Annotated in this window: 17 protein-coding genes; 7 read left to right on the top strand and 10 right to left on the bottom strand. The window is 66.5% G+C overall.

Going from position 1 to position 15367, the window contains the following annotated elements; genetic code table 11:
- Positions 1–357 precede the first annotated feature (357 nt).
- The 5 genes from gspD to gspG are packed head-to-tail and all read right to left on the bottom strand — an operon-like array spanning position 358 to position 5914.
- Positions 358–2742, bottom strand: coding sequence for a type II secretion system secretin GspD (gspD, locus tag J4P02_RS24545; RefSeq protein ID WP_426195149.1), 2385 nt, complete (start codon positions 2740–2742; stop codon positions 358–360).
- Entirely contained in the window at positions 2739–3305 is a 567-nt protein-coding gene (gene gspM, locus J4P02_RS24540) for a type II secretion system protein GspM (protein WP_426195147.1), read from the bottom strand. Before gspM ends, gspD begins: the two co-directional genes overlap by 4 nt.
- Positions 3298–4485, bottom strand: a complete 1188-nt coding sequence (gene gspL / locus J4P02_RS24535) for a type II secretion system protein GspL (RefSeq protein ID WP_426195145.1) — start codon at positions 4483–4485, stop codon at positions 3298–3300. The genes gspM and gspL overlap by 8 nt, the downstream gene beginning before the upstream one ends.
- A complete protein-coding gene (gene gspK, locus J4P02_RS24530) occupies positions 4482–5465 on the bottom strand; it encodes a type II secretion system minor pseudopilin GspK (protein ID WP_426195143.1) in 984 nt (327 codons plus the stop codon). The genes gspL and gspK overlap by 4 nt, the downstream gene beginning before the upstream one ends.
- A gap of 8 nt (positions 5466–5473) precedes the next feature.
- Positions 5474–5914: a type II secretion system major pseudopilin GspG gene (gspG, locus tag J4P02_RS24525; RefSeq protein WP_426195141.1), complete on the bottom strand. Its 441-nt coding sequence runs from the start codon at positions 5912–5914 to the stop codon at positions 5474–5476.
- A gap of 148 nt (positions 5915–6062) precedes the next feature.
- Here gspG and gspI point away from each other — a divergent pair, with 148 nt between their 5' ends.
- Positions 6063–6449, top strand: coding sequence for a type II secretion system minor pseudopilin GspI (gspI, locus tag J4P02_RS24520; RefSeq protein WP_426195139.1), 387 nt, complete (start codon positions 6063–6065; stop codon positions 6447–6449).
- 3 nt (positions 6450–6452) lie between these two features.
- Here the strand turns inward: gspI and J4P02_RS24515 are convergent, their stop codons facing one another.
- A complete protein-coding gene (locus J4P02_RS24515; protein ID WP_426195202.1) occupies positions 6453–6881 on the bottom strand; it encodes a type II secretion system protein N in 429 nt (142 codons plus the stop codon).
- 130 nt (positions 6882–7011) lie between these two features.
- On the opposite strand from J4P02_RS24515, the gene gspH reads away from it, so the two are divergent.
- Together gspH and J4P02_RS24505 are read left to right on the top strand one after the other, a co-directional pair.
- Positions 7012–7473: a type II secretion system minor pseudopilin GspH gene (gspH, locus tag J4P02_RS24510; RefSeq protein WP_426195137.1), complete on the top strand. Its 462-nt coding sequence runs from the start codon at positions 7012–7014 to the stop codon at positions 7471–7473.
- Complete coding sequence (locus tag J4P02_RS24505) at positions 7470–8081, top strand: PulJ/GspJ family protein (protein ID WP_426195135.1); 612 nt, start codon at positions 7470–7472, stop codon at positions 8079–8081. Before gspH ends, J4P02_RS24505 begins: the two co-directional genes overlap by 4 nt.
- A 67-nt stretch (positions 8082–8148) precedes the next feature.
- Here J4P02_RS24505 and J4P02_RS24500 read toward each other — a convergent pair whose 3' ends face one another.
- The 3 genes from J4P02_RS24500 to J4P02_RS24490 are packed head-to-tail and all read right to left on the bottom strand — an operon-like array spanning position 8149 to position 10287.
- Positions 8149–9099, bottom strand: coding sequence for a FecR family protein (locus J4P02_RS24500; RefSeq protein WP_426195133.1), 951 nt, complete (start codon positions 9097–9099; stop codon positions 8149–8151).
- Positions 9100–9136: 37 nt separating this feature from the next.
- Positions 9137–9682 carry a sigma-70 family RNA polymerase sigma factor gene (locus tag J4P02_RS24495; RefSeq protein WP_426195131.1) on the bottom strand — a complete coding sequence of 182 codons (546 nt, stop codon included), beginning with the start codon at positions 9680–9682 and terminating at the stop codon, positions 9137–9139.
- Complete coding sequence (locus J4P02_RS24490) at positions 9679–10287, bottom strand: STN domain-containing protein (RefSeq protein ID WP_426195200.1); 609 nt, start codon at positions 10285–10287, stop codon at positions 9679–9681. Before J4P02_RS24490 ends, J4P02_RS24495 begins: the two co-directional genes overlap by 4 nt.
- A gap of 289 nt (positions 10288–10576) precedes the next feature.
- On the opposite strand from J4P02_RS24490, the gene J4P02_RS24485 reads away from it, so the two are divergent.
- Positions 10577–10891, top strand: coding sequence for a hypothetical protein (locus tag J4P02_RS24485; protein WP_426195129.1), 315 nt, complete (start codon positions 10577–10579; stop codon positions 10889–10891).
- A gap of 20 nt (positions 10892–10911) precedes the next feature.
- On the opposite strand, the gene J4P02_RS24480 is transcribed toward J4P02_RS24485, so the two are convergent.
- Positions 10912–11538: an FMN-dependent NADH-azoreductase gene (locus tag J4P02_RS24480; protein WP_426195127.1), complete on the bottom strand. Its 627-nt coding sequence runs from the start codon at positions 11536–11538 to the stop codon at positions 10912–10914.
- Positions 11539–11793: 255 nt separating this feature from the next.
- On the opposite strand from J4P02_RS24480, the gene J4P02_RS24475 reads away from it, so the two are divergent.
- From J4P02_RS24475 to J4P02_RS24465, 3 genes are all read left to right on the top strand, one after another.
- Entirely contained in the window at positions 11794–13158 is a 1365-nt protein-coding gene (locus J4P02_RS24475; protein ID WP_426195125.1) for a hypothetical protein, read from the top strand.
- A 78-nt stretch (positions 13159–13236) separates the two neighbouring features.
- Complete coding sequence (locus J4P02_RS24470) at positions 13237–14679, top strand: PLP-dependent aminotransferase family protein (protein WP_426195123.1); 1443 nt, start codon at positions 13237–13239, stop codon at positions 14677–14679.
- Between the two features lie 97 nt (positions 14680–14776).
- Positions 14777–15190, top strand: a complete 414-nt coding sequence (locus J4P02_RS24465) for a cupin domain-containing protein (RefSeq protein WP_426195121.1) — start codon at positions 14777–14779, stop codon at positions 15188–15190.
- Positions 15191–15367: the final 177 nt, after the last annotated feature.

Here is a 15367-nt window from a genome sequence, read left to right as displayed (position 1 = left end):
GCCGGCTCCTACGAAAAGCGCGTAAAACGCGCTTTGGCTTTTGATCTTGATCTTCCTGCCCCTTCAGGAGGCCGAGCGCAGGCATTGCGCAGGGGGCAGCTCGGCATGGATGCCGAGCTAGCCGCCCCAGGCCATGGATGGCCTGTGGCGGCGTGCCCCCGGAGCAATGCCGGAGCGAGGGCACGCCGAGCCTTAGCGAGGGGCCGGATGCGGGGGCAGGAGCCCTTTGGTTACTTTGGGGCTTTTCCAAAGTGACTCGCTGTAAGAGCGAAACCGCAAGTGGCCGTAACCGCAACAACGGATATGTACCCAGTCCCTCGCCGTAAGGGCGAAACCGCCAGCCACCAAGAAGCCCCCTCATTGCACCGGCACCGCCCGAATCGTCGCCCGCGGCGCCCCCGGCACAGTCTGCAACGACACCGGCACCGATCCCGGAATCGCCTTGGAAGCCGCCGGCAACTGCGGCGCCTGCACATCCGGCATCGCCCAACTGCGCTCCGGCTGCAACTCGCCCTGGGCCCGGCGCATAAAGTCATAGCGATTGAGGGTAATGCTGCGCCCCGCGCCACTGTCACGAATGATGTAAGGCCGCAGGAACACCATCAGGTTGGTCTTTTTCACACTGCGTTTCTCGTTGCGAAACAGCGCCCCCAACCCGGGAATGCTCGACAGCCACGGCACCGCGTCATTGCTCTGGCTGTAGCCATCCTGCAGCAAGCCACCCAGCACCATGATCTGCCCGTCATCCAGCAGGATGCTGGTATCGATCGCGCGCTTGTTGGTCACAGTGCCGGCGTCCACCGAGGCCCGCGGGTCGACGCTGCTGACCTCCTGGTAGATATCCAGCTTGACCGTGCCGCCCTCGGAAATCTGCGGCCGCACATTGAGCTTCAGGCCCACCTCTTCGCGCTGCACGGTCTGGAACGGGTTGTTGCTGGTACCGCCACCACCGGTGACATAGCTGCCGGTGACAAAGGGAATGGTCTGGCCGACGAAGATGCTCGCGGCCTCGTTGTCCAGGGTCAAAAGGTTCGGCGTGGACAGCACATTGGTCCCGCCCTTGCTCTTCAACGCCCGGGCCAGGACCTTGAGGTCCAGCACCTTGCCAATCCCCGGAATGTCCACGGTGCCGTTGACCAGGCCAATGTTCAGGCCCTTGGGCAATACATCGATGCTGGTCTTGCTGGCCGGGCTGCCCACCAGCCCGCTGCCGCCCAGGTTGACCCCACCAAAACCACCCTTGCCGCCCAGGTTGCCGGCCTGCCATTGCACGCCGAATTCGCTGGCATCGTCCTCGCCTACTTCGACGATCAGGCTTTCGATCACCACCTGGGCCCGGCGCTGGTCGAGCTGGTCGATCACTTCCCGCAGGCTGCGGTACAGCGGGTCCGGGGCGGAAATCAGCAGGGTGTTGGTGGTGGCGTCGGCCTGGATGGTCACGCCACCGGCGCTGAAGGCGGTGTTCTGCTCATTCTGCTGGGCAGTGCCGCTCAGGCCGCCGCTGGTGCTGCCGCCCTGCCCGTAGGCACTGTTGCTGCCGCTCTTCAGGTTGCCGCTGGCGGTGGGGGTGCCGCTGCTGTTCTGCGCGGTGTTCTGGCCGCTTTGGGTGCTGCCGCCCATGCCGCTGAGCATGGCTCGGGCGCCGTCGCTGCTGCCGCTGTCGCTTTCCCCGGTGAGCAGCCCACGCAGGGCCTGGGCCAGTTTGCCGGCCTGGGCATTGCGCAGGTACACCACGTGCAGGTTGCTGGGGTTGCTCTGGGCGTTGTCCAGTTTGTAGATCAGGTTGCGCGCCAGTTCGGTGCGCTCCGGGCTGCCGGCGCGGATGATGATGGAGTTGGAACGCGGATCGCCGATCACGCTGATTTTCTGGGTCTGGTCGGCGCCCTGGGTTTCCAGCAGCTCGGCGACCATGGCGGCGATGTCCACGGCGATGCCGTTCTGCACCGCCACCACATCGGTGTCGATGGCGCTGGGGGTGTCGATGCCGGCGAGGATCTGCGCCACCCGCTGCAGGTTCTCCGCGTAGTCGGTGACCACTATGGTGTTGTTGCCCGGGTAGGCGTTGATCGGGTTGTTCGGCGAAACGATGGGCCGCAGCACCGGGATCAGGTTCACCGCGTTCTCGTATTGCAGGCGGAAGGTGCGGGTCAGCATGCCGTTGGCCGCCGGCTTGTCGGCGCTGTAGATCGGCCCGCCCAGCAGCTTGGCGTCGGCCTCGGGCACCACCTGGGCCACGCCGCCCACGTCCACCACGGAAAAGCCCTGCATGCGCAGCGCCGCCAGCAGCATGTCGTAGGCCTGATGGGCCGGCACCTGGCCTTCGCTGACCAGGGTCAGGTTGCCCTTGACCCGTGGGTCTACCAGGAACTGCTGGCCGGTGGAACGGGACAAGGCGCGCACCACCGCCTGGATATCCGCCTCGACGAAATTCAACTGCACGGGCTGATCCCCCAGAGGGTTGCGCGGCACGCTGACGCTGCGGCTGCTGCCCTGGCCGCGACTGCTGTTGGTCACCGGGTGCAGCACCTTGGGCCGGGATGCCTGCTGTTCCTGCAGCCGCTGACGATCAGCCACGGCATCGCCGCTGCGCCGGGTCTCGGCCAGGGGTTGGCCCAGCTCGCTGTCCACCAGCAGCGACGGCGAATGGCTGGAGGGGGTGGTGCTGCAGGCCCCCAGTGCCAGCAGCAGGAAAGGTGCAGCCTTGCGACATTGGCGCACATAGTTGGAACCTTGCCACTTCATGAAGCTTCCTTAGCGCCCTGCGCCTGATCCATGCGAACGGTCCCGGACAGTGTGCCTGCCGAGTCTTGGGCGGCGGCCGCGGCTGCGCGTTGCAGCCGGGCCTCCATCACCTGCAGTGAAAGCTGCCGGGGAGCCCCCAGCAGCCAGCCGACCACGGCATCCGCCGGGGCCTGCTCGAAGGTCAAGCGCCAGCTCTGGGGGCTGGCTTGATCAGCCTGTTGCAACTGGTAGCGGTCCTTGAGCCCGGCGCTGTCCAGGGTCTGGCGCAGGCTCTGCTCAAGGCTTTGCCCAGAGTGTTCCAGGGTGCCGGCCGCAGCTTCGTGGAGCAGCAGTTCCAGGGCTTCGGCCTGGGAACGCAACCGCGGTGTCTCGGCTTGCCAATAGTCGATCTGCTTCAACGGTGGCTGGATCAACAGCAACCACAGCAACAGCCCCAACAGGCCCAGGGCCATACCGCCAAGCAGGCGTTTCTCGCGCAGTGCCAGGCCGTTCCAGTGCACTTGGGCCTGGCTGCGCAGGCGCGTCCAGCGCGCCAGGTACGGGGCCAACAGGGCCTTATTCATCTTCATCTCCCCCAGGGCTGTCGAGGCTGACCGCCGGTTGATCGCCGGTGGGCGCCAGGACCCAGCCATTGCCCTGGACCTGGACGCTGTAGCCGGCCTGGACCAGGGCACCCTGCCAGGCGCTGTCGGCGACTTTCGCGGTGTCGGCCAGCAGCTCCAGTTGCAAGCGTTGATCGGCAAAATTCAGGCTCTGCACGCTGCCGGCGATAAAGGGCATGGCACTGCCGGCCTGTTGCAACAGGCTAGCGAAGCCCTGGCCGGGTTCGCCGCTGCCGTTGCGCCGGGCCTCCAGTTGCTGGCGGGCCTGCTGCAAGGGGTTGAGCACCACCGGCAATTCGGGAAACACCTGCAGCACCCGCTGGCTCATCTGGGTTTTCAGCCGCTGGCCCTGCTCGGCTTCGCGGGCGGCATACAGGTTCAGGCCAATGATCCACACCGCCAGCGCCAGGGCGCAGCAGCCCAGGGCCCGGCCCCAGCCCTGCGGGGCGCCGGTTTCCAGCTGGGCTCCGCCGTGCAGGCCCCAGCCCGGGGCGGCGCCGCTCCAGCGCTGGCTGGCGGGCAACTGCGCAAGCTCCGCCAGCGGCGGCTCCTGGCCAATCCAGCACAGCTCGTCGCCGGTGGCCCGCAATGGCTCCAGGCTGTCCTCCAGCCATGGCTGGACACTGCCCTGGGTGGCGCTCTGGCGCAGCAGCAGTTGCTCATCCACCCGGCACAGGTACTGCTGCCCCGGGCCCGGAATGGCCAGGGCGAACGGCGCCGGATACAGCCCCTCAAGCTTCAATCGGGCCTGTTGCAACAGGCGCCCAAGCGCCTTCAACTGAGCCCTGGGCAGCCAGCCCAGGGGCACCTGGCCCTGGGCGTCCCGCGGGCCGTGGGCCACATGCATCTGCTCGATGGGCGCGAGAATCAGCGCCTGGGCGGCGCAGGCCACCGCGGCCTTGATCCGCGCCGCCGGCAGTTGTGGCAGGTCGATGCGGGTCAGCAGGCTGTCCTGCGGATGCAGGAAGCACTCCAGCGGCGTCGGCTTGCTGCCCTTGGCCAGCTGGTGCAACGGCGCGCGGCCCTGCTCCAGCACCTGCCCCGAGCGCGCCAGCCAGGCGAATTCCACCTCCCAGGCCAGGGGGTTGGAGGCCGCCAACAGCGGCTCCAGGGGGGGCAAGGCAATGCGTAGTCGATTCATGCGCCCACCCGCGACCAGATCACTTCGGGCATGCGTTCCTCGGCGCGATGCAGCAAGGCTTGCAGGCTGACTCGGCGCTGTTCGCGGCGCACCTGGCCCTGGAGCAGGAACCATTCGCTGGTGATGCCAACCTTGACCTGCTCCACCGGCACCTGGGGCAGGCGCAGGCGGTTGACGAAGTCGCCCCGGTTGATGAACCAGTGCCCGGCGTCGCGTTCGGCCACCAGCGCCCGGGCCCGGGACAACTCCAGCCCCGGCACCACCGCCGCCAGCACTTCGGCGCTGGCGGTGTTGCCATTGACCCAGGTATTGCCGGGCAGGATGCCGACATGGGGTGCCAGGCGTGCCAGCTGCTCATCACCCACGCCCTGGACCCCACGCAGGTCATCCAGGCTGCGCAGCATCGGCTGGCGTGGGGGCAAGGTCTGGGCCAGCGCCCCCGGTGAGGTCAGGCGCCCGCTGTCGAAGGCCCCCGCAGGGCGCTGGGCGGCGTCCGGGCTATTCAAGCGTTGTGGGTAGGAGGCGATCACCCGCTGGCTGATGCGTCGGCTCAGCGCCGGGTCGATGCCCAGCAGCCGGCACAGGGTTTCGAAATTCTGCAACTGCTCGCTGTCCAGTTGCTGGTTGAACACCAGGTTGCGCAGGTTGAACTTGCCTTGCAGGTCTTCCAGGCGCCCCTGGAAGCCCAGGTTCAGGCTGCCCGGCAACTGCGCGCCGAAGGGCCGCGCCCAGGCCTGGTCGAGACGGGTAAGGACATCACGCTGGCGCGCGTCCCAGAGCAGTTGCCGACTGTATTCCAGGCCACCCTGGAGGGCCCCGGTAGCCACCACCCGGCTCTGTTCGGCCGACACCGCGCGGGTGAAGACGCTTTGCCGGGTGAGCATGGCGGCGGCGATCACCGCCACCACTGCGGCGATCAGCAAGGCGCTGATAATGGCCATGCCGCGCTGCTGCGCCGCATTGGGCGAATGGCTGTTCATAGGTGCCCTTAGAGCTGCCAGGAGCCGATATCGGCATTCACGCCTTCGCCTTCGGGCTGGCCATCGGCGCCGAGGGAAAAGATGTCCACCTCGCCGTTGGCCCCCGGGTTGAGGTAGTGGTAAGGGCGGCCCCAGGGGTCGTTGGGCAAGCGTTCCAGGTAGGAACGCCAGTTGCTGTCCTTGGCATTCGCCGGACGCTCCACCAGCACCTTCAGGCCCTGGTTCATGCTCGGGTAGCTGCCGTGGTCGAGGCGGTACAGCTTGAGTGCCTGCATCAACCCGGCGATGTCCTGCTTGGCCGCCGTGGCCCGGGCCTGGTCCGGGCGGTCGAGGACCTTGGGCACCACCATCACGGCGAGGATCCCGAGGATCACCACGACCACCATGATCTCGATCAGGGTGAAGCCGCGCTGCTTGCGGGGCGGGGAAGTTACGGGCGCGATATCCATCTCGACAGTCCTTGGCTTGAGTTCGATTCGTCGCGCAGTGTTGCAAGACTATATGTCAGTGGTATTGAAAATCCTCGGGAGTTTCAGTCGCCATTCGGTCAAGCCCGGAGGCTAGTCTGCGAGGCTGTTTCCCGGTTCCGAGCGGCCCATGCACGCCTTGCGCAAACAAGCTGGTTTCACCCTGATCGAGGTGCTGGTGGCCCTGGCCATCATTGCCGTGGCGCTGTCGGCGGCGGTGCGCGTGGCCGGCCTGATGACCCAGAGCAACGGCCTGTTGCGGGACAAGTCGCTGGCCCTGCTGGCGGCCCAGAGCCGCCTGGCGGAACTGCGCCTGGAAGGCCGCCTGGCCACTGGCCTGAAGAATGTCGACTGCGACCAGGGCCGGCTCAAGCTGCGTTGCGAGCAGGCGATTGCCGCCGCGCCGCTGCCGGGCTTGCTGCTGGTCAGTGTGCAGGTGCGCGACCGCAGCCGCGAGGCGCCGCCCCTGGCCCGGCTGGAAACCCTGGTCAGCCGGCCGCTGGTGCTGCGCCAGTGAAGTTCAGCGCGTCAGGCGCGGCAGCGTCGGCGAGTCCGGCAGCTTGCTGACCTTGATCCGCGACTGCTCGCCGCCACGCTCGATCAGTACGCCATCGGCCTCGATCGCCGCCAGGCGCACGCCCTGGGTCAGTTGCTCGCCGGCCAGGAAGCTGCGCGGTGGGCCATCGTTCAGACGCAGCACGGCCACCGCGCCACGGGCCCCGGCCATGACCCCGGAAACCTTGACATCGAGCTGCGACGGCTGGTTGGCGAACCACTGCATGGCCGGGTTTTCGACCCGCGCCGCCAGCACCTGGGGCGCCACCGTCGGGGTGCGGGATTCGGCCGGGGTCAGCAGCAACGTGGTCCAGGTCGCGACCCCGGCCAGGGCCGCCAGCAAGGCCGTGTATTGCAGCAATCGGGGCGCGCTGAAGCGCGAGGTGAACGTCATGGCGCGAAGCATCGGTGGGACCTCCTGTTTGTCCGTACCCGCAGCCTACAGGGCAATTCTCACGGTTTTATTTCATCGAATGATCATCTGCCTCGGGCAACCTGGAAGCCTCAGCAAGGAGAAGCTATTGATGCGAGCCGGCAAGCAAGCAGGCTTTACCCTGATCGAACTGATGGTGGTGCTGGTGATCATCGGCATCGCCAGCGCCGCCGTGGGCCTGAGCATCCGCCCCGACCCGCTGCAGTTGTTGCGCAAGGATGCCGAGCGCCTGGTGCAACTGCTGCAGGTGGCGCAGGCCGAAGCCCGGGCCGATGGCCGGCCGATCAGCTGGCGCACCACGGCCAAGGGCTACGCCTTCAGCCGAGCCGCCGACAACGGCAACGGCCTCGACGACTTCCACCAGGACAGCCAACTGCGCCCCAGGAACTGGGACACCCCACAGTTGCAGGTGCGCATCGAACCCAAGCAGCGCCTGGTGCTGAATGCCGAGTGGATCAACCCGCCGTTGCGCCTGGTGCTGTCCGACGGCCAGCAGCAACTGCGGGTGGAGCGCAGCGCTGCTGGCCAGTTGCGGGTGGTGGACCAGCCATGAAGCGCAACCAGCAAGGTTTCACCCTGATCGAAGTGATGGTGGCGATCATGCTGATGGCAATCGTCAGCCTGATCGCCTGGCGCGGCCTGGACAGCGTGACCCGGGCCGATGCTCATCTGCGCGCCAGCACCGAGCAGACCGAGGAACTGCTGCGCAGCCTCAACCAGCTGGAGCGCGACGTGGCCTTGCGCGCCGGCCCCGAACTGCGCGAGCCAAGCCTGGGGGAAAGCCCGGACAACGAGCCCGACAGCCCTGCCCCGTTGAGCGTGCGCAGCTCCGACAGCAAGGGTTTTCGCCTGGACGTGATCCGCAGCGCCGCAGCGCCAGAGCAGGGCTTGCAGCGGGTGCGCTGGTGGCTCAAGGGCGACACCCTGTACCGCGCCGTGGCCGCCGCCCGCGACCGCTACCCCCTGCCCGCGCCGCAAGAAGGTGTAGCGGTACTGAACAAGGTCAGCGACCTGCAAGTAAGAGTCTGGGACCCGGACAAGGGCTGGCGGCAACTGGCCGGCAATCGCCGCGACAACCCCACCGGCCTGGAAATCCGCCTGGTGCGCCAGACCGAACAGGGAACAGAACAGTACAGAACGGTGCTCGGCCCCCTCAACTAGCCCTAAGCAGCCAAGCTACAAGCAGCAAGCTACAAGCTGGCTACGGCTTTAACTTGCAGCTTGCCGCTTAGCTAAGCAGTACGACCCCACCCGGCAATTCCGTACACTTGGCCCCATAAGCATCACGAATCAGCAAAGCCACCCCCGCCAACTGATCAAGACTGAACCGCGCCTGCACCTTGCGCTGCCCCAGTTCGGCATTGAGCAGCACCAGCATCCCCGGACGATAACGATTGATCTCGGCAATCACCGTGGCCAGGCTGGCGTCGTCGAACACCAGCACCTGCTCGCGCCAGGCCATCACCTGCTGCGGGTCCACCACCTGCGGCTGGCCCACGCCATGGGCGTCGTAACGCAGCTGCCGACCGCTGTCGAGGCGGATGCTGCGCCCCGCTACCAGCACTTGCAGGCTGCCTTCAATGCAGGTCACGCACACTTGATGGTCAGTGTTGCGCAGATTGAAACGCGCCTGGGCCGCACTCAGCCAACCGTCCCCGGCCTGGATCTGCAACGGCTGCCGGCTGCGGCTGGAAACCTCCACTTCGCCCTCCAGCAACTCCAGGGCCTGCTGCCCCGCGCCCAGGTCGCGGCGGTTGAGGCGGGTCTGGGTATTGAGCTCCAGGCTCAGGTCCTGGCTCAGTTGCACCCGCCGCTGTTCGCCCACTGCGGTGGAATAGTCGGCCGTGAGCCCGGCAAAACCGCCGGGCACGGTGAAGCGCAGCATGAACAGCGCCGCCGAGGCCGCCAGGGCGCCACCGAGGAACGCCCTGCGCCCGAATAGAACGGGCCGGCCCTGGCGTTCCAGCTGTTCGGCGGCCGGTTGCAGGCAATGCCACAGGGCCTTGGTCTGTTCGAAGGCAGCGGCATGTTGCGGGCTTTGCCCACACCACTGGCGCAGCGCCCGGGCATCGGCGGCGGTGGCCTGGCCCGAGGTCAGAAGGACCAGCCAGTCCCGGGCCTCGCTCAGCAACTGCTGGTCCGCCGCGACCCGGGGCGTGGAGATGCTAAAGATATTCAAGCGCGCAGATTCTCACGGATTGATCAGGACTCTTTGTCTAGGACGGTTTTCCAGCCCCGGGACCGAACCGCTGAATGACTTTTCTTTCAAGGCGCAGGGCGCAATGCCCGAGGGCGGCCTTGAGTTCCTTCTCCACCATCCGTGTGGAAATGCCGAAACGCTGGGAGATTTCCAGGTGCGGCGCCTCTTCCAGGCGCGCCGCGATAAAGATCCGCCGACGCCGCGCCGGCAGCTCGTAGAGGGCCTTGAGCAGAATCTGGATTTCCTTCTGCCCGCCCACCACCCGTGACGGGTCCTGGGCATCGTCGGCGATCTGCAACAGCTCCTCGACCTCGTCGCCGGTGAGCAGGCGGGCATCGGACTGGCGGCGGTCGGCGGCGATATTCAACGCCATGCGGTACAGGTAGGCATTGGGTTGCAGCAGGTTGGGCGGGGTTTCCATGCGGTCGACCCGCAGGTAGGTTTCATGCAGCACATCGTTGGCCAGGTCCTCGGAACCCAGGCGCCTGCGCAAGCGCACCCGAAAGTCCTCGTAGGACGTCAGGAACAGCCTGACCATCGCACTCTGCCCGGTGTCTTTCATACCCCGGAAGCTCCTTCCCAGTCCTTGCAATCCATGCGTGTCCCTGTTGTGTCCGGTATCAAGAGTAAGGTCAGCGGCTGGCGCAGCGAGCTGGGCGCCTGGCGCCCGACCCGGGTGTGCGCCAGGCGCTGCACCAGGGCCTCGTCGCGCTGCAGGTCGCCGGTGCTGCTCACCAGGCGGCTGTGCTGCACCGCGCCGTCGGCGCCGATCCACAGTTGCAGCAAGGCGCGAAAAGCGCCGGGCCGGGTCAGCGCCGAGGCACACAAGCTGCGTTCCACCGCCTGCTGCACGGCACTGGCATAGCTGCTGTTGAGCCTCGCCGCCCGCGCCCCGTCGCTGCCCTGCGGCGGCGCCTGAGTTGCCGGCGGCACCTGCAGGGTGAAGGCATCGCCACGGGCATAGCGGGCCATCAGGCCACTGCCGGCCAACAGCCGCTGCAACCCCTCGCGCGCGCTGTAGCGCCCCTTGACGCTGACCGAGCGGCGGCCACGGCTCAAATCCCGATCCACCAGCACCGCCATTCCCGTGGCGCGGCTGAACAGCTCCAGCGCCTGCAGCAGGTCCTGGGCGGGAATATCCAGCGCCAGCAGGGCCTGGGAATCCACCCGTGGCGGCCCGGGCGCGGCCTCCTGCGCCCAGCCTGCGGGCGTCAGCAGCAATAGCAGCCAGCCCAGCCCCCAGGTCGCCAAGCCCCCGTGCAATGTTGCCCATCGCCCGACCCGCGCGCGCCGTCGCTGCACTGCTGTCCAATCCCTGAAAAGCGCCATCCTGAGGCCAATTTATGAATCTGGTGTGACAGCCACGGCAAAAAAACCATCACTTTTTCAAGCGCCTGTTTGCTCTACACTCGGCCGGCATCGAGGCCCGTGTTCCCGGGCCAGCCAGGAGGCCGGAATGAATCCATCGAGTCGCTTAGCCGCAGCCCTGTTGCTGCTTAACGCCCTGCCCTGGGCGCTGCAGGCCGAAGAAGCCCGTGAGGGCTGTGTGGAGGTCAGCGTCGGCGGCTACAAGGCTCCCGACTACAGCTGCCTGAGCAAGCAGATGGGCAATGACCCGGACGCGGTAAAGGCGGCCAAGGCCAATCAGCAGGCCATGGAAAAGCCGGTGCACCAGCGCCCGCCCAACCAGAACGGCCTGGCGACCCCGGCCGCCACCAGCGTGCGCATGGGCAATACCTTCGGCACCTCGGTCACCCCGCAACGGCCCTGAGCGCCTGGCTGTTCAGGGCTTCAGGCGGCCCATTGCCGGGCCAGTTGCTGCAACTCGCCACGGGCACGCTCCAGGGCTTCGCTGCGGGCCTCGGGGTCGGCGAACTGCAGCGGCTGGGCATCGACGAACTGCGGCTGTTGCACGCCGATAAAGGCAAAGGCGGCGCGCAGCGATGGGGTCAGGGCGTCCATCCAGGCCAGGGGCGTGCCCGGCCGCAGGTCGGCACCGCGACTGGTGAGAAACAGCACCTTCTGCCGGCTCAGTTGACCGACTATGCCTTGCGCGGTGTTGTGGTAGGTGAGCTCGGTGCGGGTGATGTTGTCGATATAGGCCTTGAAGGTGGACGGCATCGACCAGTTGTACATGGGCATGGCGAACAGACAGGCATCGGCGTCCAGCAACCGCTGGCACAGCCCGTCGGAGGCCGCCAGGGTCTCGCGCATGGCCGCGGTGCGCGCCTCGGGGGCGGTGTAGGTGGCAATGGCGAAAGCTTCGGTGACGGCGGCCGGCGCCTCTTGGGCAAGGTCCAGATAGTCGATTTCCAGGGTCAGCCCCTGTTCCTGCAACTGCTGGATAAAGAAACGGCCCAGGGCCCGGGAATTGGAGCGCTCGCCCTTGGCGCTGGCATCGACGTGAAGCAACTTCATAACGGCTACCTGTAGTGCATGAACATAAATGACGGCGCACAGGCTAAGGGCCGGGGGCCTTTGGCCCTATAGCCAATTGCACGGATTTACCCCAGACCATTGCCACAACCCTTGCGTTTACCTTCTTTTAACGCCTTCCCGGCTAGATTGCTGCGCCTGAAACCAGGGTGCCGGCAGCCCCGGCGGGTCCCAGATCCCGCATGGCGTTCACCTGTCGGGCACCGTATCATTGACGTTTTTTTGCATGTTGGACGCATGGACAGCTTAAGAAGACAAATCTCGCTACGCCCCTGCCTGAGCATTTTCCTGATCGCCCTCGCGCTGTTCATGGGGCTGCAGTACAAGCCGGCGATCCTCAACTACACCACACGCTTCGTCGACTTCGCCGACTACATGCTGCAGCACGGCATGACCCTGTTCCCCATCGCCGACGATCTGCAGCCCTACCCCGACTACACCATTTTCAACACCCTGCTGGTGTACCTGGCGTCCCTGCCCTTCGGCCAGCTGTCGGTGCTGTCCATGGGCCTGCCCTTGTGCATCGCCGCGGCGCTGATACTGGTGTTCATCTACAAGCTGGGGGCCCTGCACCGGCAGAAATGGGGTGTCTGTGGCGTGCTCTTTGCGCTGCTGACCTGGGCCTTCCTGGACAGCGTCAACTCCCTGGCCCTGGATATCTATCCGGCCCTGGCCACCGTGGGCTGCTTCTACCTGGCCTACTCCGCCGATCTCAAGCAGCAGCGCTGGCGCCTGGCGCTGGTGTTCCTCGGGCTGACCCTGGGCTTCGCCCTGCGCGGGCCCATCGGCCTGATCGGCCCGGCGCTGGTGGTCGGCAGCTATTACCTGTTAAGCCGCCAGTGGCGCACCCTGAGCGTTTTCTCGCTGCTGTGCGGCCTGCTGTTCGCCGCCATGGTGGCCCTGCTGGCCTGGGCCGCCCACCTGCAGGGCGGCCAGGCCTTTATGCAGGAAGTGCTGCAGATGCAGGGCCTGGGACGTATCGCCAGCGATCACTCGCCGCGCTATTACTTCTATTTCAGCGTCGGGCTGCTCACCTACAGCTTCACGGTGTTCTATGCCCTGAAGGTCATGGCCGGCAGCGGTCGGCAATGGTTCAGCGCCCCGCCACCGTCCGCTGTGCGTCTGCTGCTGTACCTGGCCGCCTGGTTCGTGGTGCTGATCCTGTTCTTCAGCATTCCCAACTCGAAGAAGGCGCGCTACATCGTCTCCATCACCCCGGCCATTGCCCTGCTGGCGGCCTATATGTTCGTCGACCCCAGCGGGCTGTTTCGCGCCAGCAAAGCGCGCCTGCTGCGCCTGTGCCTGAACCTGCCACTCATAGGCACGGTGCTGGCGCTGCTGGTGCTGGGCTACAACGGCTTCGCCGAAAAGCCCTTGCAGCCGAACTTCGCCGGCCTGTTCGCGGGCTTTGCCCTGCTGGGCACGCTGCGCTACTGGATAGTCCGGCGGTACGCCGAGCACCGCCATCGCGAGGTGATCATCCTGGCCTTCGGCGTGGCGAGTTTTCTGCTGCTGGACGGCTTCTTCTTCAACGCCATCACCTACCACCTGGAACTGGCCAACGAGCCGACGCCGAAGTTCCTGCCCTACTGGTTCTGGTAACTCCCCACCGTGCCGGCGACTACACGAAGCCGCCGGCGGCGCGTAACCTTGGCCCATCTATCAGCTTCGGATGCAGTCATGGAACTTCATGTGGTGATCGAGGGCCGCAAGGACCTGGCGCAGCAGCTCTACCAGCAACTGCGCGACGCCATCGAGAATGGGCGCCTGACGGCCGGCACGCAGTTGCCCCCCAGCCGCCTGCTGGCCGCGCAATTGGGGATTTCACGCAAGACGGTGTCCGATACCTACAGCCTGCTGACCTACGAGAGCTACCTGGTGGGGCACACCGGGCGCGGTACCTTCGTCATGGCGCGCCCGGTGCAGGCCGAGCGCAAGCAGAGCGCCCAGGACCTGGCCTGTGCCCAGAGCCTGGCGCGCTGGCAGGCATTGCCTGCGCCCCTGCAGCACCCGACCCTGGAAGGTTGCCTGCGCTACGAGTTCATCGGCGGCGCCACCACCCGCGCGCAGTTTCCCCAGGAAGACTGGCGCCGCTGCCTGCAGCACGCCCTGCGGTGTATGGCCCAGGGCGGCAGCCTGTACAGCCAGCCCGAAGGCCTGCCGGTGCTGCGCCATGCAATTGCCGGGCATGCGGCCTTCTCCCGCGGGGTGGCCTGCAGCGACCAGGACATCGTGGTGTGCAACGGCGCGCAACAGGCCCTGGACTTGATCGCCCGGGTGGTGCTCGAACCCGGCAGCCTGGTGGCCATGGAAGACCCCGGCTACACCCCGGCGCGGCTGTTGTTCAGTGCCCAGGGCGCCCAGGTGCTGGGCATTGCGGTGGATGAGCAAGGCCTGCAGGTGGCGCAGATTCCCGACGGTGTGCGGCTGATCTACGTCACCCCGTCCCACCAGTTTCCCCTGGGCATGCCCATGAGCCCCGCGCGCCGTCTGGCGCTGCTGGAGCGGGCGCGGGAGCTGGGGGCGATCGTCATCGAGGACGACTACGACAGCGAGTTCCGCTATGAAGGCCGGCCCACCGACTCCCTGCAGAGCCTGGACAGCCGGGGCGTGGTGGCCTATGTCGGGACCTTCTCCAAGAGCATGCTGCCGCAGTTGCGCCTGGGCTACGCGGTGCTGCCACCGGCGATTCGCGAGGCGGTGATCAAGGCCAAAAAACTCACCGACTGCCACACCCCGACCCTCACCCAATGGGCCCTGGCCAAGTTCATCAACGATGGTTGCCTGCACAAGCACATCCGCCGCTGCCACGGTGTCTACGCCGGGCGCCGGGAACGCATCCTGCAGCGCCTGGAGGGCGACCTGGCGCCCTGGCTCGAGGCCGTGCCCAGCAACGCCGGCTTTCATATGGCAGCGCTGTTCAGGGTGGCAGTGGATGTGCCACTGCTGCTGGCGCTGGCGAAGAAGGTCGAGGTGGGGCTGTATTCCCTGGCGGATTTCTTCCACGACAGCCCGCAGCGCCCTGGCCTGTTTATCGGTTTCGGCGCCATCGAGACCCTGGATATCGACCCGGCCCTGGATCGGCTGCGCGACCTGCTGCAACAGCTGGCGCCCGCCGCCTGAGCCATTGGTCTGGGGTTCTTTGCCGGGATTGGTTATAGGGCACCGGGCTGCCTGGGCTTAGCCTGGGTCGGTCACTTTCACCCTGCGGAGAACCCCCATGCACAAGATCCTCACCGGCGCCCTGGCCGCCCTGACCCTGACCTGCTCGCTGAGCGCCCTGGCCCACGGCCCGGTGTATGGCCAGGAAAAACTCGCGGTGCTGCAGGAGCAGGCGCTCGCCAATATGCCAGGCAAGAAGGTCATGCTGCTGACCGTTGATTACGCCCCGGGCCAAGCCACCGTGCCCCATCGGCATGCCGGCGCGGCCATGGCCTATGTGCTGGAGGGCGCCATTACCTCCAAGGTCAATGACGGCCCGAGCGTCACCTACAAGGCCGGTGAATCCTGGTTCGAAGCCGCAGGTTCGGAGCATCCGGTGTCGGCCAACGCCAGCCAGAGCCAGCCGGCCAAGCTGCTGGTATTCATGCTGATGGACGCCAAGGATGAGGTGCTGACGCCCCTGCCCCACTGAGCTGCGAGGCTGCCCGCAGGCGGGTTGCGGGCGGCGTAATCTGGACGATGGTGCAAGATTTAGTAACACTTCCCGGCACCCAAGTGCATGAACCCGAACTGGCACAGTGCTGTCACAGCGCAATCGGTAATGGCACAGGTTGGCCGGCATAGATTCGCCGGGGCATTCACCCCAAGT

It is taken from the genome of Pseudomonas sp. NFXW11 (genome assembly GCF_049887815.1).
GTDB lineage: Bacteria > Pseudomonadota > Gammaproteobacteria > Pseudomonadales > Pseudomonadaceae > Aquipseudomonas.
The sequence above is the reverse complement of the archived record's forward strand: the minus strand, read 5'-3'. Positions and strand labels throughout refer to the sequence as shown.